19 protein-coding genes are annotated in these 24,339 nt (G+C 74.5%); 8 read left to right on the plus strand and 11 right to left on the minus strand.

Annotation, left to right across the window (positions count from 1 at the left end):
• A partial coding sequence (locus tag ACLIYP_RS19140) for an AMP-binding protein (RefSeq protein ID WP_412714356.1) occupies positions 1–2,716 on the minus strand: 2,716 nt, incomplete at its 3' end.
• A 442-nt stretch (positions 2,717–3,158) separates the two neighbouring features.
• Here ACLIYP_RS19140 and ACLIYP_RS19145 point away from each other — a divergent pair.
• The 4 genes from ACLIYP_RS19145 (at position 3,159) to ACLIYP_RS19160 (ending at position 8,388) form a co-directional block, all read left to right on the plus strand.
• On the plus strand, positions 3,159–4,649 hold the full coding sequence (locus ACLIYP_RS19145) for an AMP-binding protein (protein ID WP_412714357.1): 1,491 nt from the start codon (positions 3,159–3,161) through the stop codon (positions 4,647–4,649).
• A 31-nt stretch (positions 4,650–4,680) separates the two neighbouring features.
• Positions 4,681–6,828, plus strand: a complete 2,148-nt coding sequence (gene pabB / locus ACLIYP_RS19150; RefSeq protein ID WP_412714358.1) for an aminodeoxychorismate synthase component I — start codon at positions 4,681–4,683, stop codon at positions 6,826–6,828.
• Between the two features lie 305 nt (positions 6,829–7,133).
• Positions 7,134–7,781 (plus strand): LuxR C-terminal-related transcriptional regulator, encoded by a 648-nt coding sequence (locus ACLIYP_RS19155; RefSeq protein ID WP_412714359.1) that lies wholly within the window; start codon positions 7,134–7,136, stop codon positions 7,779–7,781.
• Between the two features lie 97 nt (positions 7,782–7,878).
• On the plus strand, positions 7,879–8,388 hold the full coding sequence (locus ACLIYP_RS19160; protein ID WP_412714360.1) for an O-acetyl-ADP-ribose deacetylase: 510 nt from the start codon (positions 7,879–7,881) through the stop codon (positions 8,386–8,388).
• Between the two features lie 56 nt (positions 8,389–8,444).
• On the opposite strand, the gene ACLIYP_RS19165 is transcribed toward ACLIYP_RS19160, so the two are convergent.
• From ACLIYP_RS19165 to rhaI, 7 genes are all read right to left on the minus strand, one after another.
• Positions 8,445–9,734 carry an exo-beta-N-acetylmuramidase NamZ family protein gene (locus tag ACLIYP_RS19165; RefSeq protein WP_412714361.1) on the minus strand — a complete coding sequence of 430 codons (1,290 nt, stop codon included), beginning with the start codon at positions 9,732–9,734 and terminating at the stop codon, positions 8,445–8,447.
• Between the two features lie 133 nt (positions 9,735–9,867).
• A complete protein-coding gene (locus ACLIYP_RS19170; protein WP_412714362.1) occupies positions 9,868–10,521 on the minus strand; it encodes a LutC/YkgG family protein in 654 nt (217 codons plus the stop codon).
• Complete coding sequence (locus ACLIYP_RS19175) at positions 10,518–12,065, minus strand: lactate utilization protein B (protein WP_412714363.1); 1,548 nt, start codon at positions 12,063–12,065, stop codon at positions 10,518–10,520. Before ACLIYP_RS19175 ends, ACLIYP_RS19170 begins: the two co-directional genes overlap by 4 nt.
• The gene (locus tag ACLIYP_RS19180; protein ID WP_412714364.1) at positions 12,062–12,868 is read right to left on the minus strand and encodes a (Fe-S)-binding protein; all 807 of its coding nucleotides are present in this window, start codon (positions 12,866–12,868) and stop codon (positions 12,062–12,064) included. Before ACLIYP_RS19180 ends, ACLIYP_RS19175 begins: the two co-directional genes overlap by 4 nt.
• A complete protein-coding gene (locus ACLIYP_RS19185) occupies positions 12,859–14,358 on the minus strand; it encodes a rhamnulokinase (protein WP_412714365.1) in 1,500 nt (499 codons plus the stop codon). The genes ACLIYP_RS19180 and ACLIYP_RS19185 overlap by 10 nt, the downstream gene beginning before the upstream one ends.
• A gap of 98 nt (positions 14,359–14,456) precedes the next feature.
• Positions 14,457–16,511: a bifunctional aldolase/short-chain dehydrogenase gene (locus tag ACLIYP_RS19190; protein ID WP_412714373.1), complete on the minus strand. Its 2,055-nt coding sequence runs from the start codon at positions 16,509–16,511 to the stop codon at positions 14,457–14,459.
• A gap of 5 nt (positions 16,512–16,516) precedes the next feature.
• Entirely contained in the window at positions 16,517–17,677 is a 1,161-nt protein-coding gene (gene rhaI / locus ACLIYP_RS19195) for an L-rhamnose isomerase (protein WP_412714366.1), read from the minus strand.
• A 253-nt stretch (positions 17,678–17,930) separates the two neighbouring features.
• Here rhaI and ACLIYP_RS19200 point away from each other — a divergent pair, with 253 nt between their 5' ends.
• Entirely contained in the window at positions 17,931–18,251 is a 321-nt protein-coding gene (locus tag ACLIYP_RS19200) for an L-rhamnose mutarotase (protein WP_412714367.1), read from the plus strand.
• A 173-nt stretch (positions 18,252–18,424) separates the two neighbouring features.
• The gene (locus ACLIYP_RS19205) at positions 18,425–19,444 is read left to right on the plus strand and encodes a LacI family DNA-binding transcriptional regulator (RefSeq protein WP_412714374.1); all 1,020 of its coding nucleotides are present in this window, start codon (positions 18,425–18,427) and stop codon (positions 19,442–19,444) included.
• A 237-nt stretch (positions 19,445–19,681) separates the two neighbouring features.
• On the opposite strand, the gene ACLIYP_RS19210 is transcribed toward ACLIYP_RS19205, so the two are convergent.
• Entirely contained in the window at positions 19,682–20,824 is a 1,143-nt protein-coding gene (locus tag ACLIYP_RS19210) for an NAD(P)-binding domain-containing protein (RefSeq protein WP_412714368.1), read from the minus strand.
• Between the two features lie 64 nt (positions 20,825–20,888).
• Here ACLIYP_RS19210 and ACLIYP_RS19215 point away from each other — a divergent pair, with 64 nt between their 5' ends.
• Complete coding sequence (locus ACLIYP_RS19215) at positions 20,889–21,311, plus strand: secondary thiamine-phosphate synthase enzyme YjbQ (protein WP_412714369.1); 423 nt, start codon at positions 20,889–20,891, stop codon at positions 21,309–21,311.
• Between the two features lie 165 nt (positions 21,312–21,476).
• Positions 21,477–22,532: a lactonase family protein gene (locus tag ACLIYP_RS19220; RefSeq protein WP_412714370.1), complete on the plus strand. Its 1,056-nt coding sequence runs from the start codon at positions 21,477–21,479 to the stop codon at positions 22,530–22,532.
• Between the two features lie 67 nt (positions 22,533–22,599).
• On the opposite strand, the gene ACLIYP_RS19225 is transcribed toward ACLIYP_RS19220, so the two are convergent.
• Together ACLIYP_RS19225 and ACLIYP_RS19230 are read right to left on the minus strand one after the other, a co-directional pair.
• Positions 22,600–23,592 (minus strand): hypothetical protein, encoded by a 993-nt coding sequence (locus ACLIYP_RS19225; protein WP_412714371.1) that lies wholly within the window; start codon positions 23,590–23,592, stop codon positions 22,600–22,602.
• Positions 23,593–23,746: 154 nt separating this feature from the next.
• Positions 23,747–24,339: BadF/BadG/BcrA/BcrD ATPase family protein (locus ACLIYP_RS19230; protein WP_412714372.1), on the minus strand; the 593-nt coding region annotated here is incomplete at its 5' end.

Below are 24,339 nucleotides of genomic sequence, written 5' to 3' on the forward strand. Positions count from 1 at the left end.
GGACGCGGTCGTCGGCGGTGATGTGGCAGCGGTCGTTGAGGTCGGTGATGGTGTTCATGGCGGCGCGGTGGGAGACGGCCACGCCCTTGGGTTCGCCGGTGGACCCCGACGTGAAGATCACATAGGCCAGTCCGTCGGGGCTGCCGGGCAGGGGTGCGTCCAGCGGGGCGGACGCGGCGCAGTCGGCCAGGGGCACCGCCGCCGGTTCTCCGGGCCGCTCGTCCGTGCGCTCGTCCGTCAGCACGGTTCGTACTCCGGCGCGTTGGTACATCCGTTTGCGGCGTTCGGGTGGCTGGTCGACGCCGACGGGGACGTAGGCGGCTCCGGCGGCCAGGATGCCGAGGACGGCGGCGATCTGGTCCGGTCCCTTGGGCAGGGTGACGCCGACGGGTTCGCCCGGGGTGGTTCCGCGGTTCCGCAGGGTTGCGGCGATGCGCAGGGCCTGGTCGGCGAGGTCGTGGTAGGTGATGTGGTCGTCCTGGGTGAGCAGGGCGGTGCGGTGGGGGGTGCGGGCGGCGTGGGTGAAGAAGCCGTCGTGCAGGAGGGTGTCGGGCAGTGGGCCGGTGGTGTCGTTGGCGGCGGCGCGGACGATGCGCTGCTCGGGTGGGAGCAGTGGGGGCAGGGGGGTGTTCCAGTCGTGGTCGCCGAGGTGGTCGAGCAGTCGGGTGTAGGCGGTGAACATGGCGTCCAGGACGCCGGGCGGGAAGAGTTCCTCGACCGCGTCCCACACCAGCAGCAGACCGCCGTCCTGCTCGATCACCTGGTGGTCCAGCCACACCTGCGGCGTCTGCGAGAGCATCCAGCCGAGTCGGCCGAACGCCTCCTGCGTCTCCTGGCCGACCAGGTCGCCCATGCCGACGGCGCTGGTGAACACCACCGAGGGGGGAGGGGCTCCGTCCGTGCGTGACCGCGCCAGGTCGCGGAGAACCTCCACCCCGGTGTACTCGGAATGGGCCATGTCGGATCGCAGGCGGGCCTGCAGTTCCAGTGCCCGCTGCCCGAACCCGGTCTCGGGGCCCAGGTCCACCTCCAGCGGTACGAGGTTGGTGAAGTCCGCCACGAGGTGCTCGACGTGGGGATCCAGCACGGAACGGTCGAACAGCGGGACGTTCAGCAGGAAGCGCGGTTCCGAGCTCCAGGTGCCGAGGACCTCGGCGTAGGCCGTCGCCAGCAGTACGGGGACCGTCACCCCGTGTCGGCGCGCGAGCTCCTCCAGCACGGCCCGCTCCCGTGTGTCCAGCCGGTGGTCGCGCCGCCGGAAGCGCGGAGCCGCGATCGACGAGGGCTCGACGGAGATCGGGAGCTGGGGGCCGCCGGGCAGGTCGGGGAGGCGGGCGTGCCAGTACTCCCGGGCCCGTTCCCGGTCGGCGCTGCGCCGCTCCTCCACCCGGGCGAGGTAGGTGGGGAACCCGTAGCCGAGTTCCGGCAGCCCGGCCCGGTCGGCGTCCCCGCCCGCCCGGTAGATGCGCGACAGGTCGCGGAAGAGGATCTGGATGCTGAGCACGTCCGCCACCAGCAGGTCCACGTTGACGTGCATGCGGTGGCGGTCCTCGGGCAGCAGCGACAGCCGAACGTCGAACACCACACCGCCGTCGACGTCCAGACGGCGGTGTGCGAGGCGCTCCCGCTCCTCGGCCAGGTGGCGCTCCACCTCGGCCTCGCAGGCTCCGCGCAGGTCGTGCACCGTGAGACCGGGCCAGGCGGGTTCCTCCAGCACCTGCTGGGTCCCGTCGTCCAGGAACCTGGCCCGCAGCATCGCGTGACGGCGCATCAGCTCCCGTACGGACCCCTCCAGGAGCCCGGGGTCCACCGGGGCGCGAGGGTCGCCGTCGAACTCCACGTAGAAGTGGCATGCCACGCCACCGAGCACCTGGTCGTCGCGGCGTCCGATCCAGTACGCGTGCTGCACGGGCGTCAGGGCGACCGGCTCGCCTTCGTCGACCGCCGGCCCGTCCGCCGGCCGGCCGGCCTCCTCACCGGCCGGCCGTTCGCGCCGATCGGTGACCAGCTTCCACCAGGCTGCGAGAACGGGACGCTCGGCGAAGTCGGCGAACTTCAGCGACAGGGCGTCGAGCTGCCACTGGTTGACGAGCTGCATGAGCCGGATGGAGTCCAGCCCGTGGTAGACGAGGTCGTCCTCGTCGCCGATGGCGGAGGGCGCGACGCCCACAGAGCGCGCGACGTCCTCGCGTATCGACTCCAGGGTCAGTGCGGGCAGGCCGCCCGACCGCGCGGCCGGTGCCCCGGCGGGAGCGGGGTGCCCGGCGGCATCGGCGGTGCCGGCGGAGGAGGAGCCGGAGGGCCGGGCGGGGCCCGCCGCGTCGTGGCGGTGGAGCAGTTCGAGCTCACCGGACCGGTAGCGACGCAGCACCTCCCGCCGTCGTGCGGAAGCGTTCGCCGGTCCCCCTCCGGCCGGCGCCGCGAGTGCCCCTCCGCGGACCAGACCCACGGTCTCCGGTGCCAGCCCGCACTCGGCCACCATGGTCCTGACCACGTCGCGTGCGCACGCCGCCCAGTCGCGTTCCTCGAGCCCGGGGCCTGTCTCCAGCAGGAGCGTGAGACCGCCTCCGTGGTGTGTCCGCAGCGCGCAGACGGCGCCGACCCTTTCCGTGCAGGTCCGCACCGCGTTTTCGGCCCGTTCCAGTTCCAGGACGTCGGGCCGGCTGCCGTGCAGGGTTTCCGTCGCGTCTTTTTCAAGGGGGAGTCCGTCCGGCATGCGGTTTACGTTGGCACGGAGAGAAGACTCTTTCAATACGGTGCGAAAGTCCCCTGGGAAGGCACCCGAAAGGGTAGTCCGGGGGTACCCGAACGGGTACACGGGTGGTTATTGCACCCCCTCCCATCTGCTCTTATTCCGAGGGTCTCCAACTGGATGCGGTGTGTGACTATTTTCTTCGCGCCGACCGGTAGCCGGTCGGGCAGTCGGAAAGCGCACTTGACCGCGGGCGGCCGGATGTCTAATTTCCGTTCCGTTGTCCTTGTCGGGTTCCGTGCATTTTCAATTTTCGATCACGCAGGAATCGGTGATTCGCCATGACGCAGTTCTGGTACGCCCCGCGGATCCTCGGTTCCCCGCCGGCGCGGTGGGGGCCGGGCGGTGGCGGGGAGCGGGTCACCGGGACGCCCGGAGCCCTCCGCCCGTCCTCCGGAGGGCCGCTGTGAATCTCGCCGCCGAACTCGCCGACCTCGCCGAACGCCGGGGCTGGCAGCTCCGCCCGGCCTTCCACGAGCCCGGGCGGACCTGGACGCACGGCGAGATCCACGACACCGCCGCCCGCGCCGCGACCGTGCTGGCGCACCACTCGGTGCGGCGCGGCGACCGCGTCCTGATCGCCCTGCACGACGGCTCCGCATGGATCGTCGCCTTCCTGGGGGCCGCCCGGCTGGGAGCCGTCGCCGTGCTCGTCAACCCCGACCTCGCCCCCGGTGAGCACGCCGGGCTGGCCGCCGACAGCGACCCCGCCCTCGTCCTCTGCCCCGAGGGGATCGCGGACCGCTTCCCCGCCCCCGCCCTCACCGGGGAGGAACTGCTGCGCGAGGCGGCGCGGGCGCCCCGCACGGAACCCGCGCGCCTTCCGGCGGACGCCCCCCTGTACGTGCAGTACACCTCGGGAACGACCGGCGAGCCCAAGGGGGCGGTGCACCGGCACCGGGACCCCTTCCACTACCACCGCTCCACCGGATGGAGGGCGCTGCGGGCCGGGGAGCGGGACGTCACCCTGTCGATCTCCCGGCTCTTCTTCGCCTACGGTTTCGGCAACGCCTTCGTCTTCCCGCTCTTCTCCGGCGGAAGCGCCGTGCTCCTGCCCCGGCGACCCACCCCCGCCGATGTCTGCGAGGCGTGTTCCCGCCACGGTGTCACGCTGCTGTACGGCGTGCCCACCTCCTACGCCCAGCTGGTCGCGGAGGGCGACCCCGCGTCCCTGCGGACGGTCCGTGCCGCGGTGTCCGCCGGCGAGTCGCTGAACCCGTCCCTGGCCGAAAGCGCGAGCGGGCTCCTGGGGGCCCCGGTCCTGGAGCAGATCGGCTCGACGGAGGCCGGGCACGCCTTCTGCGCCAACACCGTCGAGGCCTGCCGCGTCGGCACCCTCGGGCGTCCCGTGGACGGCTACCGGCTGCGCCTGACCGACAAGGACGGGCGCGATGTCCCCGAGGGGGCCGAGGGGCGGTTGTGGGTGGCGGGGCCGACCCTGATGGCCGGTTACCTGAACAAACCGCGGCAGACCGCGCAGACGGTCGTGGACGGCTGGCTGGACACGGGGGACCTGGCGGTCCGCGAGCCCGACGGGAGCTACGTCCACCGCGGGCGTGCCGACGATCTCGAGATGGTGGGCGGCATCACCGTGGCCCCGCACGAGATCGAGCGGATACTGCAGGAGCACCCCGGAGTCCTGGAGGCGGCGGTGGCCGCGTGCCCCGACGAGCGCGGGGCGACCAGGCTGCGGGCCTTCGTCGTCCCCCGTGAGGACGGATCGGTCCGGCCGCCCGGCACGGAGGAACTCCTCGGACGGCTGACCGGCCGGGTGGCCCGCTACAAGGTGCCCCGGTCCGTGGTCTTCGTCCCCGAACTGCCGCGCACCCCCACCGGCAAGCTGCGCCGGTTCGTCCTGCGCCGGACCGAGGGGAACAGGCCGGGCCCGGCCGAGTGACCGTCATGCGCCGAAGCGGAGGAAGCGGCCTGTGCGCACACTGCTCGTAGACAACCACGACTCGTACACCTTCAACCTCTACCAGCTTCTCGCCCGCACTTACGGCACGCCGCCGCACGTACTGGCCAACGACGATCCGCGGCTGACGGCGTCCCTCGCCGGCCGCTTCGACGCGATCGCGGTGTCCCCGGGCCCGGGACGCCCGCAGCGTGCGCGTGACACCGGGCGCGCCCTGGACGTGGTGCGCGAGAGCGGCCTGCCGACGCTCGGCGTGTGCCTGGGCCACCAGGGACTCGCCCGGCTGGCAGGTGCCCGCGTCATTCCCGCCCCCCGCCCCCGGCACGGGCACCTGACCCGGGTGGAGCACCGGGGAGAGGGGCTGTTCGCGGGGCTTCCGCAGGGTTTCACGGCCGTCCGCTACCACTCGCTGTGCGTCACCGGCCTGCCCGGCGACGTCGAGGCCGACGCCTGGGCCGAGGACGGTGTGCTCATGGGCTTCCACCACCGGCTCCGCCCCTGGTGGGGAGTGCAGTTCCACCCGGAGTCCATAGCCACCGAGTACGGTGCCGAACTGCTGGAGACCTTCCGGGAACTGGCGACGGCCCACCGGGCCCCGTCGCCTCCTCCGGCCCCGTCGCCCCGTCCGGCCCGAGCCCCGGAGCGGCCCCGCGTCCGCCCGGACGGGCGCCCGCGGTGGACGCTGCACCATGTGCGTCTGCCGTACGCCGTCGACGCCGGCACGGCGTTCCGGGAGCTGTGCGCCGACCGCCCGTACGCCTTCTGGCTCGACAGCAGCCGGACCTCCTCCGAGACGGCCCGCTTCTCCTTCGCCGGCCACCCGGACGGTCCGTCGGGCGAGGTGCTCCGCTACACCGTGGGCACCGGGCACGTGGAGGTGCTCGACGCGGACGGGCGCCACCGGTGCCGGCTGCCCGGCGGCATCTTCGACGTCCTGGACCGGCGGACGCGCGAACGCCCCGTCTCCCGCGCTCCCGAACTCCCCTTCGACCTCAAGGGCGGCTACGTCGGTTACCTCGGCTACGAGGTGAAGGCCGACTGCGGTTCGCCCAACGCCCGTTCCTCGTCCATGCCGGACGCGGTGTGGATGACGGCCACCCGGTTCCTGGCCGTCGACCACGAGGAGGACCGCACCTGGCTGGTCGCGGTGAGCCCCGACGAGCCCGCGGGGCTCGCGGATGCGAGGCGATGGCTCGCCGAGGCCGCCCGGCGGGCGCCGGAGTGGCGCCGGCCGGGCGGCGACCGGGGCGCCGAACCGGCCGAACCGGCGGAAGGGGTGGACCCCGAGGCGTGGCTGGAGGCGCCCCGCGGGGTGTACCTGGAACGTGTCCGCGCCTGCCTGGACGAGCTGCGCGCGGGCGAGAGCTACGAGATATGCCTGACCACCGAGGCGAGGATCCCCTTCCGCGGCGACGCGTTCGCCCTCTACCTGCGCCAGCGAGCACTCAACCCCGCGCCGTACGCCGCCTACCTCCGGGCCGGCGAGACCCGCGTGCTGTGCTCGTCCCCGGAGCGCTTCCTGAGGATCGGTGAGGACGGCGTGGCGGAGGCGAGGCCGATAAAGGGCACCGCACCGCGCCACCGTGACCCGGCCGAGGACGCCCGGGCCAGGGACGAGCTCGCCTCCTCGCCCAAGACCCGCGCGGAGAACCTGATGATCGTGGACCTGCTCCGCAACGATCTGGGGCGGGTCTGCGGAATCGGCAGTGTGGACGTGCCCTCCTTCATGAACGTGGAGTCCTACACCACCGTGCACCAGCTCGTCACCACCGTGCGGGGACGGCTCCTGCCCGGCGTCGGTCCGGTGGGGGCCCTCCGCGCCTGCTTCCCCGGGGGGTCCATGACAGGCGCACCCAAGCTCCGGACCATGGAGATCATCGGCCGTCTCGAGGACCGCCCGCGCGGTGTGTACTCCGGGACCCTCGGTTTCCTCGGTCTCACCGGGGCAGCCGATCTGAACATCGTCATCCGCACCGCCGTGGCGCACGGCGGTGCCCTGGGCGTCGGCGCGGGAGGGGCCGTCGTCCTCGACTCGGACCCGGCCGCCGAGTACGAGGAGATGCTGGTGAAGCTGCGCGCTCCGCTGCGGGGGCTGGCCGCCTCCGACACGCCTGTGGCGGACCGCGACAAGATTATTGTTCGATCCTCCGCGTTCGGGTAACAAGTTAGACCGTTACCGGCCGGCGCAGGTACGAACCTGTTCCGGTCCCAAGACCTGGCGAACGGGGGAGTTCCCGATGCACAGAAGCCGCAGGCACCGGAGGGAACACGAGGGGCCGCCGCTGTCGCCGCCCTCGCATCCGCTGACCTGACCGTGGGCCGCGCCGCCACCGGACAGCCGGACGGCGCCGCCGCGTCCCATGCCGCCCACGGCCGGCGCCCAGCGCTCCGCCGGCTGCGGGCGTCTGCTCCATCTGTGTATATGGGGGTCGGATGAGATCTACAGCAGTGTGTTCCCTGTGCCCGGTGACTTCCCTGCACGTACTGGTGGCCGGCGGGCCGAAGGTGCTGCGGAAAGGCGTCGAGGCGCTCCTGACCGAGACGGACGACGTCGCGGAGGTCGTGTCCGTCCCGGACGGCGCGAGCGCCGCCGCGGAGGTGCGCAGACGCTCCGCCGAACTCGTCGTCCTCGTCTGCCGCGGCCCCGACGACGCCACGGAGGAGGCGCTCTGCGCGATCCGTGCCGAGGGCGCCGCCTCCCTCGTCGTCCTCGGCGACTCCGACCCGGCGTTTCTGGAACGCGCCGCCCGTTACCCCGCCGACGGCTTCATGATGACCGAGGAACTCAGCGAGGACTCGCTGAGCAGGGCTCTGGAGGCCCTCTCCCGGGGCGAGATGCCCTTCCCCCCGGTACTGGGGCGCATCGCCCTCTCCGCGCTGCGCGAACCGCTGCTCCCCGTGCAGCCGCCCGCGCTCTCGCCGCGGGAGCGAGAGACCCTGGTGCTGCTGGCGATGGGACTCAGCAACAAGGAGATCGGCCTCAAGCTGGACATCACCGAGCACGGCGCGAAGCGGCACGTCAGCCGTATACTTTCCAAGCTGAACTGCTCCAACCGGACCATGGCCGCGAGAACCGCTCACCGCATGGGTTTACTCGCCGACGCCGACCGGTGAACCGGTGAGCCCACGACCCCGAGTGCGCCCCGCTCCCACCCCGGGCTCACCGCGGGTACGCGCCGGCGGGGGCGCCCGCCGTTCAGAGGAGGGCCGCATGACACGTATTCGACCGGTCCGGGGCGACATCACCGAGCAGACCGTCGACGCGGTGGTCAACGCCGCCAACTCCTCCCTGCTGGGCGGCGGAGGCGTCGACGGGGCGATCCACCGCAGGGGAGGCCCGGAGATCCTCGCGGAGTGCCGGGCCCTGCGCGCCTCCCGCTACGGCAGGGGCCTGCCGACCGGCCGGGCGGTGGCCACCACGGCCGGCCGGCTGCCCGCGCGCTGGGTGATCCACACGGTGGGCCCGGTGTTCACCCCGGACGAGGACCGCTCGGAACTGCTCGCCTCCTGCCACCGGGAGTCCCTGCGGGTGGCCGACGAACTCGGGGCGCGGACGGTCGCTTTCCCGGCCGTCTCGACGGGCGTCTACGGCTGGCCGCTGGAGGACGCCGCGCGCATCGCGGTGGAGACGGTCCGGGCCACGCGCACGGCGGTCGAGGAGGTCCGGTTCGTCCTCTTCGACGAGCGGGCCCACCAGGCGTTCGCCGGGCGGCTGCGCTGAACGGCCAGTCCGGCGCCCCGGCACCGGACCGGCCGTCTCCCGTCCCGCGGGGAGACTCAGGTGTAGAGCAGGTACGGGCGCCGCGCCCGCTCGAAGGCGCGCACCTCCGCCTGCCAGGCCGCGGTGATCTCCTCCACGTCCTTGCCCGCGTCGATCATCTCCCGCAGCCTGGGTGAGCCGGAGAGCTTGTCGATCCAGAACGGGCGCCTGGTGTCCCAGGAGTCCTGGCGCCAGGCGAAGTCCTCGTGGCGGCGCGCCTCCACCAGCATCGCCACCGCGGTGGGGATCGGCTCGTAGCGGCGCGGATCGGTGACGTGGATCTGTACGCCCGCGCAGGTGGCGCCGGTGTGCTTGCCGAACGTCGGCACGAAGTAGCCCTCGCGGAACCGGACCCCCGGCAGCTTCCGGGCGTTCAGCCGGTCGCTGTAGCGGTGGTCCAGGTACGGCGCGCCGACGAACTCGAACGGGCGGGTGGTGCCGCGCCCCTCCGAGAGGTTGGTGCCCTCGAAGTAGCCGGTCCCGGCGTAGACCACGGCGGTGTCCGCGGTCGGCATGTTCGGGGAGGGCGGCACCCAGGGCAGGCCGCTGTCGTGCGCGGTGGAGTACGGGTCCCAGCCGCGCACCGGCACCACCTCCAGCTCCGCCACCTTCCCGCCTCCGCCCTCCTTCGGCAGCAGCTCGCCGTTGAAGTAGCGGGCCAGCTCGCCCACCGTCATCCCGTGCTGCTGGATGATCACCTCGGCGCCGACGCCCGAGGTGAACTCCTCGGTCATCAGCGGGCCGTCGGCCCGCCGCCCGATCGGGTTCGGGCGGTCCAGCACCACGAAGCGCGCGCCGGTGGAGCGTGCGGCGACCATCGCGCTGTACATGGTCCAGATGTAGGTGTAGAAGCGGACGCCGACGTCCTGGATGTCGAAGACGATCGTGTCCGCCCCGGCCTTGGTGAACAGCTCGGCCATCTTCGCCGCGCCCGCGCCGTACGCGTCGTACACCGTCAGGCCGGTGCGCGGGTCGGTGAACTCCGGCTCGGAGGAGCCCGCCTGCGCACTGCCCCGGAAACCGTGCTCGGGGCCGAAGACCCCGACGATCTCCAGTTCGCTGCGCGCGGCCATGGAGTCCACGATGTGCCCGGTGTCGCGCAGCACGCCGGTCGGGTTGCTGATCACACCGACCTTGCGGCCGCGCAGCATGGACCAGCCGCGGGCGGCCGCGACGTCGGCGCCGGGGACGACACCCTGGCCGCCGGAGCGGCTGCCGGGCGCTGCGGAGGCGGTGGCGGAGGGCAGGAGCGGGGCGGCCAGCGCGGCCGCCGCGCCGCCGGCGAGGAGTGATCGGCGGGAAGGCATGCGGGGAAGCTAGCCGCGGGCGCGCCGAGCGACAAGGGGCCACGCACGGTGGCAGAGGTACAGAGCAATGGCGGCGCCCCGACGGAGCAGCCCCGGTTGCGCCCGCCGGCCGGCGCCGGGCCCGTGCCCCGGCTCACTCCTCGACGAGGACCACCTCCAGGGTGCGCGGGCCGTGGACGCCCTCCACCCGGTCCAGCTCGATGTCGCTGGTGGCCGACGGGCCGGAGATCCAGGTCAGCGGACGGGCCGGGTCGAGCCTCTCCAGCGCCTCGGGCACCGACGCCACCACCTGCTCCGGGACGCGCACCACGCAGATGTGGTGGTCGGGGATCAGGGTGATGCGGCGGCGCCCCTGACCGGGGCCGCCGTCCAGCACGATCGTGCCGGTCTCCGCGATCGCCACCGCGCACCCGGTCACCACGCTGTCCACCGAGTCCAGTTCGCGGGCGGTGGAGGCGGCGCGGTCGTGGACGCGGACGGGATCGGCGGCCTTCAGCCAGTGGGGCGGCAGACCGGGCGGCACCAGCACCGTGGCGCTGCCGCGCGCCGCCAGCAGACGGCACAGCAGCGGGGCCAGGCCCTCCTCGCCGGTGCGGTGCACCACGGCGCGGTAGTCCGCCAGGTTCTCCGCCAGCAGCCCGGCGAGCGCCCCGCCCGCCCCGGCCCCGGACGGGAGGTGGGTGCGCGCGTAGTCACGGGGCACGGGGACGTCGTCCGGCGCCTCGGAGCGCGGTACGTCCCGCAGGGCGCGGCGGATCCGGCCCAGCACCACATCGCGGCCGCTCATCGGTCGCCTCCCCGCTCCCCCCGGGCTTCCCGTTCCCCCCGGACCCCCCGGCCCCTCCGTCCCGTGCCGCCGTCCCCCCGTTCGCGCAGCCACCAGTCGCGGAAGGACTCGGCGGGCACCTCGGGCAGTTCGCGGCTCGCCGTCCAGGCCCGGCCCGGCCCCGGCAGGCGGCGCGGGTGCAGCCGCCTGGTGCGGGAGGCCAGCCGCTGGCCGGCCCGCAGCGCCGCCGGGTGCTCGAAGACCCAGCGGGCCGCCCGCATCGCCGCGCGCTCGGCGGCGTGCCCACGGGCGGGACGGACGGTCGTGCGCCGTCCGCGCACCGTCGCCTCGCCGCCCTCCACGACGCGCTCACGCAGATGGACCAGGACCCGGGGGATGTCGATGGCCACCGGGCAGACCTCGTAGCAGGCCCCGCACAGCGAGGACGCGTACGGCAGCGAGGCGTCCAGCCCGCTCGCCGTGCCGCGCAGCTGGGGGGTGAGGATCGCGCCGATCGGACCCGGATAGGCCGAGCCGTAGGCGTGCCCGCCCGCCCGCTCGTAGACCGGGCAGACGTTCAGGCAGGCCGAGCAGCGGATGCAGCGCAGCGCCTGGCGGCCCACGGTGTCGGCCAGCGCGTCGGTGCGGCCGTTGTCCAGCAGCACCAGATGGAAGTCGCGCGGGCCGTCGGCGCCCTCGGCGTCCGCGGCGCCCGTCCACATCGAGGTGTAGGGGTTCATCCGCTCGGCGGTGGAGGAGCGGGGCAGGAGCTGGAGGAAGACCTCCAGATCGCGCCAGGTGGGCACCACCTTCTCGACGCCGACCACCGAGATCAGCGTCTCGGGCAGGGTCAGGCACATCCGCCCGTTGCCCTCGGACTCGACCACCACCAGCGTGCCGGTCTCGGCCACCATGAAGTTGGCGCCCGAGATCCCGACCTTCGCACGCAGGAACTTCTCCCGCAGGTGCAGCCGGGCGGCCTCGGCCAGCTCGGCCGGTTCGTCGCTCAGGCCGTCCGGTGCCGGACGGCCCCAAGCGCCCATCCGGGAGCGGAAGATGTCGCGGATCTCGCCGCGGTTGCGGTGGATGGCGGGGACGAGGATGTGCGAGGGCAGGTCGTCGCCGAGCTGGACGATCAGCTCGGCCAGGTCGGTCTCGTAGGCACGGATCCCGGCCGCCTCCAGGGCCGCGTTCAGGCCGGTCTCCTGGGTGGCCATCGACTTGACCTTGACCACCTCGCTCTCGCCGGTGGCGCGGACCAGCTCCGTGACGATCCGGTTGGCCTCGGCGGCGTCGGCCGCCCAGTGGACGGTGCCGCCCGCGGCCGTCACGGCCTCCTCCAGCCGCTCCAGATAGTGGTCGAGGTGGCGCAGGGTGCGGTCCTTGATCGCCGCACCGGCGGCCCGCAGCCGGTCCCAGTCGGGCAGTTCGGCGACGGCCTGCGCGCGCTTGGCGCGGATGGTGCCGGTGGCGTGGCGCAGGTTGCCGCGCAGCCGCGTGTCGCGTACGGCCGCGGCGGCGGCCTCGGGGAAGGCGGGCATGCCCAGGAACGTCCCACCGCTCATCGCGCCTCCTCCTCCGTACCGTTCGCCGCCGTGCCTTCCGCCGCCGTGCCGTCCACCACCGTGCCGCCGTCGGTCGAGGCCAGGATCTCGGCGAGGTGGACGGGCCGGACGGCGGAACCACGCCGGGCCAGGATGCCGCCGATGTGCATCAGACAGGAGTTGTCCACCGCGCACACCGCCTCCGCTCCCGTGCTCTCGATGCCGCGCGCCTTGTCCGAGCCCATCGCCGCCGACACCGCCGCGTTCTTCACCGCGAAGGTCCCGCCGAAACCGCAGCACTCCTCCGCGCCCGGCAGCTCCACCAGCTCCAGGCCGCGCACGTTCTCCAGCAGCCGCCGGGGCCGGTCGCCCAGCCCCAGCGTCCGCAGGCCGTGGCAGGTGGGGTGGTAGGTCACGGTGTGCGGGTAGTACGCGCCCACGTCCGTCACCCCCAGCACGTCCACCAGGAACTCGCTCAGCTCGTACGTCCTGGAGGCCACCCCGGCCGCCTCGGCCGCCGTCCCCGCCGCCCCGCCGCCGAAGGCCCGGGCGGCGATCCGCGGATGGTTCTCGCGCACCATCGCCGCGCACGAGCCGGACGGGGTGACGACGTGGTCGTAGCCGCGGAAGACCTCGGCGAAGCGGCGCACCAGCGGCTCGGTCTCGCGCCGGTAGCCGGTGTTGAACTGGGGCTGCCCGCAGCAGCTCTGGGCGAGGGGGAAGTCCACCTCCACCCCCAGCCGCTCCAGCACCGCGAGAGCGGCCCGCCCGGTGCCCGGGTAGAGCGTGTCGGTCACACACGTCACGAACAGCGCTACCCGCATACCGCGGCCTCCGCCCGACGCCAGGCTGCCTGGTCACCCATGGGCTCATGGTGCCGCAGCGGCAGGGCGGCGCGCAGCAGGGAGCGCAGCGCCGCCAGGTCGCCGCGCACGGCGCCGGCCGCGCGCGCCTGGACCAGCACGTTGCCGAAGGCCGCCGCCTCGGCCGGGCCCGCCACCACCGGCAGCCCGCAGGCGTCGGCCGTCAGCCGGCACAGCAGCTCGTTGCGCGCCCCGCCGCCGACGATGTGCACCACCTCCACCTCCCGCCCCGACAGCCGCTGGGCGTCGGCGACCGCCCGGCGGTGGGCCAGGGCCAGGGAGTCCAGCACGCAGCGGACGGTCTCGGCCGGATCGCGGGGGACCGGCTGACCGGTGCGCCGGCACGCCTCGGCGATCCGCGCGGGCATCCGGCCCGGCGCCAGGAAGGCGGGATCGCCGGCGTCCACCACCGAGCGCAGCGCGGGCGCCTTCGCCGCCTCGCGCAGCAGCGCCTCCAGCTCCGGCGCGGGCCCCTCGGCCTCCCAGGAGCGCAGACACTCCTGGAGGAGCCACAGGCCCATGATGTTGCGCAGATAGCGGACCGTGCCGTCCACGCCCAGCTCGTTGGTGAAGTTCGCGGCGCGCGACTCCTCGGTGAGCACCGGCGCCTCCAGCTCCACGCCGGCCAGCGACCAGGTGCCCGTGGCGATGTACGCGAACGCCCGCCCGCTCTCCGCCGGAACCCCGGCCACGGCCGAGGCGGTGTCGTGCGAGCCGACGGCCGTCACCGGCACCGGCCCGTCCAGCCCGCACTCCTCCAGCACCTCGCCCAGCAGCTCGCCCGCCGGATCCCCCGGCCGCCGCAGCGGCGGGAACAGCGACAGATCGACGCCGAACGCCCTGGCCACCGGCCGCGCCCAGTCGCCGGTGCGCGGATCGACCAGCTGGGTGGTGGAGGCGTTGGTCAGCTCGGTGCCCGCCTCGCCCGTCAGCCAGTACGAGACCAGGTCCGGGATCAGCAGCAGGCGCCGGGCGGCCTCCAGCGCGGGCGTGCCGCGGGCCGCCACCAGTTGGTGGAGGGTGTTGAACGGCTGGTACTGCAGGCCCGTGGCGGCGTACAGCTCCTCGGGCGGCAGCACGGCCGCGGCCCGCTCGGCGGCCCCCGCCGTACGGCCGTCGCGGTAGTGCACCGGATTGCCCAGCAGCGCGCCCGAGGCGTCCAGCAGCCCGTGGTCCACGGCCCAGGAGTCGACGCCGACCGAGGCCAGAGACCCCCGCGGCGCGGCCCGGCCGGCCTCCCGCAGCCCGTCCAGCACCCCCCGGTACAGGCCGAGGACGTCCCAGTACAGGGTGCCGCCGGCGCGGACGGGGCGGTTGGGGAAGCGGTGCGCCTCGCGCAGTTCCAGAACGCCCGGCCCGGCCGTGCCCACCATGACGCGCCCGCTGGAGGCGCCCAGGTCGACGGCGGCGAAGGACAGGGGGGTGGTGTCTGGCGGTGGGGCAGGGGACACGGCGGTACCTCGCGGGGGAACGGGGTTGGGCCTGCCCGGCGGCCGCGGTGGCACGACAGGGTCCGCACGGCGGCCGGGCAGGGGATCTGGGAGGGACGTCAGCGCAGGAAGGCGGCGGCCACGCCCGCGTCGACGGGGATGTGCAGCCCGGTGGTGTGGCTCAGCTCGCCGCCGGTCAGCGCGAACACCGCGTTCGCCACGTGCTCGGGCAGCACCTCTCGCTTGAGCAGGGTGCGCTGGGCGTAGAACTCGCCGAGCTTCTCCTCCGGCACCCCGTACACCGCCGCGCGCCGGGCGCCCCAGCCGCCCGCGAAGATGCCGGAGCCGCGCACCACCCCGTCGGGGTTGACGCCGTTGACGCGGATGCCCAGCTCGCCCAGTTCGGCGGCCAGCAGCCGCACCTGGTGCGCCTGGTCGGCCTTGGCGGCGCCGTAGGCGATGTTGTTGGGCCCGGCGAAGACGCCGTTCTTGGAGGCGATGTAGACGATGTCGCCGCCCAGCCCTTGCGCGGCCATCACCCGGGCGGCCTCGCGGGAGACCAGGAAGGAGCCGCGGGCCATGACGGCGTGCTGGCGGTCCCAGTCCCCGGCGGTGGTCTCCAGCAGGGGCTTGGAGATGGAGATGCCCGCGTTGTTGACCACCAGGTCCACGCCGCCGAAGGCCAGGACGGCCGCCCCGAACGCCTCGGCGACCTGCTCCTCGTCGGTGACGTCCACCGTCACCGCCACCGCCCTGTCGGGGCCGCCCAGCTCCTCGGCGACGGCACGGGCGTTCTCCGCGTCCAGGTCGGCGACCACCACGCACGCGCCCTCGGCGGCCAGCCGGTGCGCAATGGCCCGCCCGATGCCGGACCCGGCGCCGGTGACCAGCGCGATCCGGGTGGCCAGGGCCTTCGGCCTCGGCATCCGCCGCAGCTTGGCCTCCTCCAGCTCCCAGTACTCGATGCGGAACTTCTCGCTCTCCTCGATGGGGGAGTACGAGGAGACGGCCTCGGCACCGCGCATCACGTTGATCGCGTTGACGTAGAACTCGCCCGCCACCCGCGCGGTCTGCTTGTCCTTGCCGAAGGAGAACATCCCCACGCCCGGCACCAGGACGATCGCCGGGTCCGCCCCGCGCATCGCGGGGGAGTCCGGGGCCGCGTGCCGCTCGTAGTAGGCCCGGTACTCCGCGCGGTACTCGGCGTGCAGCTCCTTCAGCCGGGCGACGGCGTCCTCCAGCGGCGCGGTCGCCGGCAGGTCCAGGACCAGCGGGCGGACCTTGGTGCGCAGGAAGTGGTCCGGGCAGGAGGTGCCCAGGGCCGCCAGACGCGGATGCTCGGCGCGGGAGAGGAAGTCCAGCACGGCGCCGGTGTCGGTGAAGTGCCCCACCTGCGGCCGGTCGGCCGAGGCGACGGCGCGCACGTACGGCGCCAGCGCGGCGGCGCGCGCCCGGCGCTCGTCCTCCTCCAGCGGCTCGTAGCCCTCCAGGACCGGGCCGAACGGCTCGGGCCGGCCGCGCTCGGCGAGGAACTCCTCGGCGGTGCGGACGATGTGCAGCGAGTTGCGTTCGCACTCCTCGGAGGTGTCGCCCCACGCGGTGATGCCGTGCCCGCCCAGGACGCAGCCGATCGCCCGCGGGTTGGCCTCCTTGACCGCGGCGATGTCCAGCCCGAGCCGGAATCCGGGCCGCCGCCACGGGACCCAGACGACGGTGTCGCCGAAGCACTCGGCCGTCAGCCTCTCGCCGTCGGCGGCGCAGGCGAGCGCGATGCCGGAGTCGGGGTGGAGGTGGTCGACGTGGGCGGCGTCCACCAGGCCGTGCATCGCGGTGTCGATGGAGGGGGCCGCGCCGCCCCGGCCGTGCAGGCAGTGGTCGAACGCGGCGACCATCTCGTCCTCGCGCTCCGCCCCCGGGTACACGTCCTTCAACGCGCGCAGCCGGTCCAGGCGCAGGACCGCCAGCCCGTCGGCGGTCAGCGTGCCCAGGTCCCCGCCGGATCCCTTGACCCACAGCAGTTCGGTCCCGCCGCCGGTCACGGGGTCGGTGCCGGTGCCCTTGGCGGAGGTGTTGCCGCCCGCGTAGTTGGTGTTGCGCGGATCGGAGCCCAGCCGGTGCGAGCGCGTCAGCAGCGCCTCGACCGTCTCCCGGTCCGTCGTGCGGTATCCGTCCATGTCCCTCACGCCCCCCAGCCGGCCTGGCGGCCGCCCTTGCGCTCCTCGGTGATCCGCTCGGCCCATCCCGAGCGGTGGTAGGCCGCCACCGGGTCCGGGTCCAGGCCCATCTCCTCGCGGACCTCGGCCAGCAGCGGCCGTACGTCGGTGTTGTAGGCGTCCATCAGCACGGCGTTGGCGGCCAGTACGTCGCCGGCCGCCTGGGCGGCGGACAGCGCCTCGCGGTCGACCAGCAGGGCCTTGGCGGTGGCCTCCTGGACGTTCATCACCGAGCGGATGATCGCGGGGATCTTCGCCTCGATGTTGTGGCACTGGTCGAGCATGAAGGCGGTCTGCGGCCCGTACCCGCCGCCGCGCACCACCTCGTACATGATCCGGAAGAGCTGGAAGGGGTCGGCGGCGCCGACCATCAGGTCGTCGTCGGCGTAGAAGCGGGAGTTGAAGTCGAAACCGCCCAGCTTCCCCTCGCGCAGCAGCACGGCCACGATGAACTCGATGTTGGTGCCCGGCGCGTGGTGGCCGGTGTCCACCACCACCTGTGCCTTCTCGCCCAGCCTCAGGCAGTGGGCGTAGGCGGTGCCCCAGTCGGGGACGTCGGTGGTGTAGAAGGCGGGCTCGAAGAACTTGTACTCCAGCAGCATCCGCCGGCCCTCGCCCAGCCGCTCGTACACCGCCGCCAGCGCCTCGGCCAGGCGGTCCTGGCGGGCGCGGACGTCGTCCTGGCCCGGGTAGTTGGTGCCGTCGGCGAACCACAGCTTCAGATCGCGCGAGCCGGTGGCGTCCATGATGTCGACGCACTCCAGCAGGTGGTCCAGCGCCTTGCGCCGCACGGCCGCGTCGGGGTGGCAGACGCTGCCGAGCCGGTAGTCCTCGTCCTGGAAGACGTTGGAGTTGATCGCGCCGAGGTACAACCCGCGCTCCTCGGCGTACTCCGCCAGCGCGGCGTAGTCGTCGACCCGGTCCCAGGGGATGTGCAGGGCCACGGTCGGCGCGACGCCGGTGTGCGCGTGCACCCGGGCCGCGTCGTCGAGCTTCTCCCGGGGGGTGCGCGGGACGCCGGGCTGCGCGAAGACCTTGAAACGCGTTCCGGAGTTGCCGTAGGCCCACGAGGGCGTCTCGATGGCCTGTTTCCTGAGGGCCGCCTTCACGGCGGACACGGCGGTCATGCGTCAGAGCTCCCGAGGTCCGGACGGCTTCATGAATCGTTTCATCGCCGGAAAGCTATGGGGGTCCGGTGAGGGTGTCAAGGGGCGGGAGCCGTAGGGAGGCCAGAGCCTTGTCGCTTCCTGGACATTCGGACTTTTCCACCCGCGGCCCATTGACGGAGGGCGGGTGGTGCCCCTACCGTCCGTGCGGCTTCCGTGAAACCTTTCACGGAAGTGTTCACGGCCGTTCACGGCTTTCGACGAGGAGGAGCGCGTGCAGCGCGTCTGCTTTCTGCTGAAGGTCCGCGCCGACCGGCTGGCGGAGTACCGCGAGCGGCACGCCGCGGTCTGGCCGGAGATGCTCCGCGCCCTGAGCGGGAGCGGCTGGCGCAACTACTCGCTCTTCCTGCGCGAGGACGGACTGCTCGTCGGCTACCTGGAGACCGAGGACTTCACCGCGGCCAGGGCGGCCATGGAGGCCACCGACGTCAACGCCCGCTGGCAGGCGGAGATGGCCGGTTTCTTCGAGTCCCTGGACGGCGCGCGGCCGGACGAGGCCATGCGCCCCCTCACCGAGGTCTTCCACCTCGACTGACCCGCGCGGCGGGCGGTGGCAGAGGAGGGCGGCAGCGGCCCTCCGGGCGGACGGGCGCCCCGCGCGCTCCGGTGTGCCCCCGGCCCGGGAGCGGGTGCGTAGCATGGGCGCGCGGCCCCGGGCCAGGCGCCGCGGACAGCAGGAAACGGGAGACGGTCGGGCTCGTGGCGCGCATGGTGGGGATCAAGGACGTCGCACGTCAGGCGGGGGTGTCGGTGGGCACCGTCTCCAACGTCATCAACCGGCCGGAGATGGTCGCCGAGGAGACCAGGACCCGGGTGCAGGCGGTGATAGCGCAACTCGGCTACGTGCGCAGCGAGTCGGCGCGGCACCTGCGGGCGGGGCGCAGCCGGATCATCGCCCTGCTCGTCCTGGACATGGCCAACCCCTTCTTCGCCGACGTCGCCTCCGGCGCCGAGCGGGCGGCGCGGGAGGAGGGGCTCGGGGTGATGCTGTGCAACAGCGCGCAGAGCCCGGCGGAGGAGGCCGACTACCTCTCCCTCTTCGCCGAGCAGCGGGTGCGCGGCGTCCTGGTCACCCCGGCCGACACCTCCGGCCGGAACCTGGCCGACTTCCGCCGCCACGACATCCCCTACGTCGTGGTGGACCGGGTGCTGGACAGCGCCGACGAGGGCTGCTCGGTCTCCGTCGACGACATCACGGGCGGATCGCTGGCCGCCCGGCACCTGTTGGCCCGGGGCCACCGGGAACTGGTCTACGTGAGCGGGCCGATGCACCTGTCGCAGTGCCGCGACCGGCACACCGGCGCGCTGGCGGCCCTCGGGGAGGCGGGGCTGCCCCAGGACGCGCTGCGGCTGATCGAGGGCGAGCGGCTGGACGTGGCGGCGGGGCGGGACGCGGGCGCCCGGCTGCTGGGGATGGCGCCCCGGCCGACGGCGGTGTTCTGCGCCAACGACCTGCTCGCGCTGGGGGTGCTCCAGGCGCTGTTCGCGGCGGGTGTCTCGGTGCCGGGGGACATCGCCCTGGTCGGCTACGACGACATCGAGTTCGCCGCCGCGGCGGCCGTCCCCCTGACCTCGGTGCGGCAGCCCGCCTTCCGGATGGGGCGCACGGCCGCCGACCTGCTCATCGAGGAGACCGGGGAGGCGGCCGCGGAGCACCGGCACCAGCGGATCGTGCTCCAGCCCGAACTGGTCGTCCGCGACTCCAGCATCTCCGCGCCGCGCCACTGACGCGCACCGCCGGGCCGGGCACCCGGCGGGGTCCGTCCCCGGCGGGTGCCCGGCCGTCGCCCGCCGTTCGGCCGGACGTGCCGGCCGGCGAGGTGGACGGTGCCGGCGAGCAGGCTGGTGATGAGGTCCGCCGGAGCCTTTCCCCTCGCGCGGGTCGGGACGGACCCTCGCCTCCCGGCGGGCCTCCGGGCCGGAGGGGGGTGACGCTCCGCGGCGCGCACCCGCGCAACGTGCGCATCACGTGTCCCGCGACCACCGCGCGGTCGTTCCCCCCGCCGCCACGCGTACGGGTGGTTCCCCGGGTGTCCGTTCGTCCCCGGAGGAGTGGCCGAGGAGGTCCCGGACCGCGCGGACCGCGGCCCGGCCCGCGCGGTTGGCGCCGACGGTGCTCGCCGAGGGGCCGTAGCCGACCAGATGGATCCGCGGATCGCGCACCACACGGGTACCGTCCATGCGGATGCCGCCGCCCGGCTCGCGCAGCCGCAGCGGCGCCAGGTGGCCGATCGCGGGACGGAAGCCGGTGGCCCACACGATGCTGTCCGCCGCGACCGAGCGCCCGTCGTCCCACTCCACGCCGCCGGGGGTGATGCGGTCGAACATCGGCAGGCGCCGCAGCACCCCGCTCTCCCGGGCGCGGCGCATCTCCTCGGTCATGGGCAGCCCCGTCACGGAGACCACGCTGCGCGGCGGCAGCCCGTCGCGCACACGCTCCTCCACCAGGGCGACCGCCGCGCGTCCGCGCTCGGCGTCGAACGGCTCCTCGGTGAAGACCGGCTCGCGCCGGGTCACCCAGGCCGTGGCGGCGGCGACCCGTGATATCTCCAGCAGGTGCTGCACGGCGGAGGTGCCGCCGCCCACGACCACCACGCGCTCGCCCGCGAAGGCGTCCGGCCCGGGGTAGCGGGATGTGTGGAACTGGCGGCCGGCGAAGGACTCCTGACCGCGCACCCGGGGCCTGAAGGGGCGGTCCCAGGTCCCGGTGGCGTTGATCAGCGCCCGGGCGGCCCACACCCCGGCGTCGGTCTCCACCAGCAGCCGCCCGTCCCCGGCCTCGCGCACCGCGCGCACATGCACCGGGCGCCGCACCCGCAGGTCGAAGGCGCGCTCGTAGTCGGCGAAGTACCCGCCGACCACCTCGGAGGAGGGGCGGTGGGGGTCGGCGCCGGTCAGCTCCATGCCGGGCAGGGAGTGCATCCCGTGCACCCGGTCGTACGTCAGGGTGGGCCAGCGGAACTGCCAGGCCCCGCCGGGGCGCGGGGAGTGGTCCAGCACGACGAAGCCCCGGCCCGGCTCGTATCCGGCGCGCCGCAGGTGGTAGGCGCTCGACAGACCCGCCTGCCCGGCGCCCACGACCACGACCTCCGCCTCCGAGAACTCCATACCCGGCCAACCGCGGGCGGGGGCGGATGCTTCCCGGAGCGGGGACAGCCCCCAAGATGGAGTCATGAGCGATCGCTTCACCACCCGTACCCTCCACATCACCACCGGCTCGGACGAGACCGTCGCCGACCTCACCCGCGAATGCGAGGACTTCCTCGCGGAGGTGGCCGGCGGCCGCGACGGACTGCTCAACGTCTTCGTCCCCCACGCCACGGCCGGCATCGCGGTCATCGAGACCGGAGCGGGCAGCGACGACGACCTGCTCGCCGCGCTGCGCGACCTGCTGCCCGCCGACGGCCGCTGGCGCCACCGGCACGGCAGTCCCGGCCACGGCCGCGACCACGTCCTGCCGGCCTTCGTCCCGCCGCACGCCACCCTGCCGGTGATCGGCGGGCGGCTGGAACTGGGCACCTGGCAGTCGGTCTGCCTGGTGGACACCAACGGCGACAACCCCGACCGGCGGGTGCGCCTGTCCTTCCTGGGTTAGCCGCCCCTGCCGCCCCCGCCGGGCCGGTCGCCGGGCCGGCGGGTCCGGAGATCTGGGAGCCCTCCCAGTCTGGTCCAGGCCAATGCTACGGTCGCCCCCGGTGCCCGGAACGGGGCAGCGCTTCGAGCAGGACCGAGCGGGAACGAGCGGAAGAGGGGCGGCGCAGTGGACGGTGCGGGCGGCGGACGGCGGGCGTACATCGGGTCCTACACATCGGCGGGCGGACGCGGCATCACCACGGCCGCCGTCGACCCGGACACCGGGGCGCTGACGGTGCTGCACCACACGGACGCGGTGCCCGATCCCTCCTACCTCGTGCCGGGGCCGGGCGGGGGGATGCTCTACGCGGTGAGCGAGACCGAGGACGGCCGCGCCGCCGCGCTCTCCCTGGCCGACCCCGACCGGCCGAGCCCCGCCGGGGCCCCGGTGCCCGTCGAAGGCGCCGGACCCACCCATCTGACCTGCGCGGCCGGGCAGTTGATCACCGCCAACTACACCTCGGGAAGCGTCAGTTCGCTGCCACTGCGGCCCGACGGGACCCTCGGCGCGCAGCCGGCCGTACTGCCCCACAGCGGCCACGGACCGGTGCGCGGGCGGCAGGAGGGGCCGCACGCCCACGCCGTGGTCGCCGACGCCTCGTGGCGCTGGCTGCTGGCGGTCGATCTCGGCGCCGACTCGGTGTGGGTCTACCGGCTCGACCACGCCGCGGCCGCGCTCCGCCCGCACGGGCGGACACCGATGCGGCCCGGCAGCGGACCGCGCCATCTGGCCTTCCACCCGCGCGGCGACCGGGCGTACGTCGTCAACGAACTGGTCTCGACCGTGGTCTGCTGCCGCTGGGACCGGGCGAGCGGCGTGCTGGAGCCCGCGGGGGAGGTCCGCACGCTGCCGGCGGGTTCCGGGGCCGAGGGGGAGAACCACCCCTCGGAGCTGGTGGTCTCCGCCGACGGCCGCTGGGCCTGGGCGGCCAACCGCGGACACGACAGCATCGCCGTACTGGCCCTGGAGCCGTACGGCGAGGGTATGGAGCTGGTCACCACCGTCCCCTGCGGCGGACACTGGCCGCGCGACCTGGCCCTCGACCCGGCCGGGCGCAGGCTCTACGCCGCCAACGAGCGGTCGGGCGACGTGACCTGGTTCGACCTCGACCCGGACACCGGGGTGCCGCACCCGGCGGGCTCGATCCGGGCTCCGGCCGCCACCTGCGTCGCCCTCGGCTGAGGAGCGGGCCCGCCGTCCGGCCGCCGTGCGGCCCGCGGCCCGGCGGGCCGCAGGGGAAGGGCCCGGGTCAGTGGGCCTGCGCCCCCTGCGGCGACCGCTGGGCGATGCCGAGCTTGGCGGCATAGGTGGAGGCCACGAGCCTGCCCACCGCCGTGTAGGAGCCCAGCGGCTCGGACGCCTGGCAGTCGGCCTCCCGCACCGCGGACTCCAGCAGGCCCTCGGGGATCTCGGGGCCGATCAGGCAGGGTGCCAGGGCCAGCTGCCGGGAACCGGCCTCGCGCAGCTGCTCGGCGGCGCGGGTGACGGCGCCCTCCTCGTCCAGCCCGGCGGACAGCACCGGCACAGCCAGGCGGGCGGCCAGCAGCATCCCGGTGATCCCGGCGGCCTGCACGGCCTCCTCGCCGCCCATGGCGGCCAGGATGATGCCGTCGGCGGCGGTCGCCACGGTGAACAGCCGGGCGCGGTCCGCCCGGGCCAGCCCCGCCTCCGAGAGCTTGACGTGGACGGCCTCGGCCAGCAGCGGGTGCGGGCCGAGCACGTCGGTCAGCTCGGCGCCGGAGCCGCTCCCGAGCACGGCCTGGCGTATCCGCCGCATCTGCGCGCCGTCGGGCCCGGCCAGCAGGGGGACGACCACCGCGAGCGGGGCCTCCTCGATCCGGCGGCGGGCGGCCTCGGCCTCGGCCTCCACCTCGGCGGCCTCGGCGCCCGCCTCCACCGCCTCGGCGGCCGCGGCCTCGATGGCGGCCGTCGCCGCGGCGGCACGGGAGGTGCGGTCGGCCGCGGCCTGCGTCAGCACGCTCTGGAGCGCGGGGAACTCACCGTCGTCGCCGTCCACGAAACCGACCCGGGCGTCGAGCCCCGGCAGCTCGGAGCGGGCGATGCTCAGGATCTCCTCGGCGAGGCTCCGGGAGGTGCCGGAGGGCACCCCGGGGACGGCCAGCACCAGAGCGGGCGCACCCTCAGGCGCTATGGCCGGCTGAGGCCGGCGGTGCCGTCCGGGCTGTCGGGGACGCGGCATTCGTACGGGCAGGCCGTTTGCGGGCCCAGTGGGGGTGCTCATGGCGCCGCATGCTAATGCCTTGACGGGTTTGGCTGTTCGGGCGGGGCGGAGGAGTGCCGGTCTGTCCCCTTTCATCCCGCGCGTCGTGGTGACGGTCCCGTTCCGCTGTGTGACCGTGCCGTGCCGCCCGGCCTGCCCGGCTCCCGCACCCGCCTCACCGGACGTCGAGGAGCGCCGGATCCCGCGGCAGCCGCAGCGCGTCCCGGGCCAGCCGGCCGGCCACGAGCAGGGCTCCGGCCAGCGGGTCTCCCGCCGCCGGGACGGTCCGGGCGTGCGGCAGCCGTACGGCCAGCTCCCGGCGCAGGGGGGCGAGCAGCGGCTCGCCGATCCCGAGGAGCCCGCCGGTCAGGGCGACGAGGCTGCCCTCGGCGGCGGGGCAGACGGCGGCGGCGCTCCCGGCGATGTGGACGGCCGCCTCCTCGACGACGCGCGCCGCCACCGGATCCCGGTCGGCGCACCCGGCCACCTCCGGGGCGAACGAGGCGAGCACCGCCGGACGGTCGGTACGCGGGTACAGCTTTCCCGGCAGGGAGGCCGCCGGCCCGAAGACGGCCTCGGCGCGGGCGAGCAGCGCGGCCGAGCCGCCCGGCCGGCCGTCGTGGGCGCGCATCGCCGCCTCCAGGCCGGCCCGGCCGATCCAGGCACCGCCGCCGCAGTCGCCCAGCAGGTGGCCCCAGCCGTCGGCACGCCGCCAGGAGCGCAGGTCCGTGCCCGTCGCGATCATCCCGGTCCCGGCGGCGACCACGG

Source organism: Streptomyces nanhaiensis (assembly GCF_046614825.1).
GTDB classification, from domain to species: domain Bacteria; phylum Actinomycetota; class Actinomycetes; order Streptomycetales; family Streptomycetaceae; genus Streptomyces; species Streptomyces radiopugnans.

Excerpts from the sequence above, each read along its gene's own strand:
- ACLIYP_RS19160 (WP_412714360.1), top strand. The coding sequence starts at position 7,879 with ATGACACGTATTCGACCGGTCCGGGGCGACATCACCGAGCAGACCGTC.
- ACLIYP_RS19165 (WP_412714361.1), bottom strand. The coding sequence starts at position 9,734 with ATGCCTTCCCGCCGATCACTCCTCGCCGGCGGCGCGGCGGCCGCGCTG.
- ACLIYP_RS19170 (WP_412714362.1), bottom strand. The coding sequence starts at position 10,521 with ATGAGCGGCCGCGATGTGGTGCTGGGCCGGATCCGCCGCGCCCTGCGG.
- ACLIYP_RS19175 (WP_412714363.1), bottom strand. The coding sequence starts at position 12,065 with ATGAGCGGTGGGACGTTCCTGGGCATGCCCGCCTTCCCCGAGGCCGCC.
- ACLIYP_RS19180 (WP_412714364.1), bottom strand. The coding sequence starts at position 12,868 with ATGCGGGTAGCGCTGTTCGTGACGTGTGTGACCGACACGCTCTACCCG.
- ACLIYP_RS19190 (WP_412714373.1), bottom strand. The coding sequence starts at position 16,511 with ATGGACGGATACCGCACGACGGACCGGGAGACGGTCGAGGCGCTGCTG.
- rhaI (WP_412714366.1), bottom strand. The coding sequence starts at position 17,677 with ATGACCGCCGTGTCCGCCGTGAAGGCGGCCCTCAGGAAACAGGCCATC.
- ACLIYP_RS19205 (WP_412714374.1), top strand. The coding sequence starts at position 18,425 with ATGGTGGGGATCAAGGACGTCGCACGTCAGGCGGGGGTGTCGGTGGGC.
- ACLIYP_RS19210 (WP_412714368.1), bottom strand. The coding sequence starts at position 20,824 with ATGGAGTTCTCGGAGGCGGAGGTCGTGGTCGTGGGCGCCGGGCAGGCG.
- ACLIYP_RS19215 (WP_412714369.1), top strand. The coding sequence starts at position 20,889 with ATGAGCGATCGCTTCACCACCCGTACCCTCCACATCACCACCGGCTCG.
- ACLIYP_RS19225 (WP_412714371.1), bottom strand. The coding sequence starts at position 23,592 with ATGAGCACCCCCACTGGGCCCGCAAACGGCCTGCCCGTACGAATGCCG.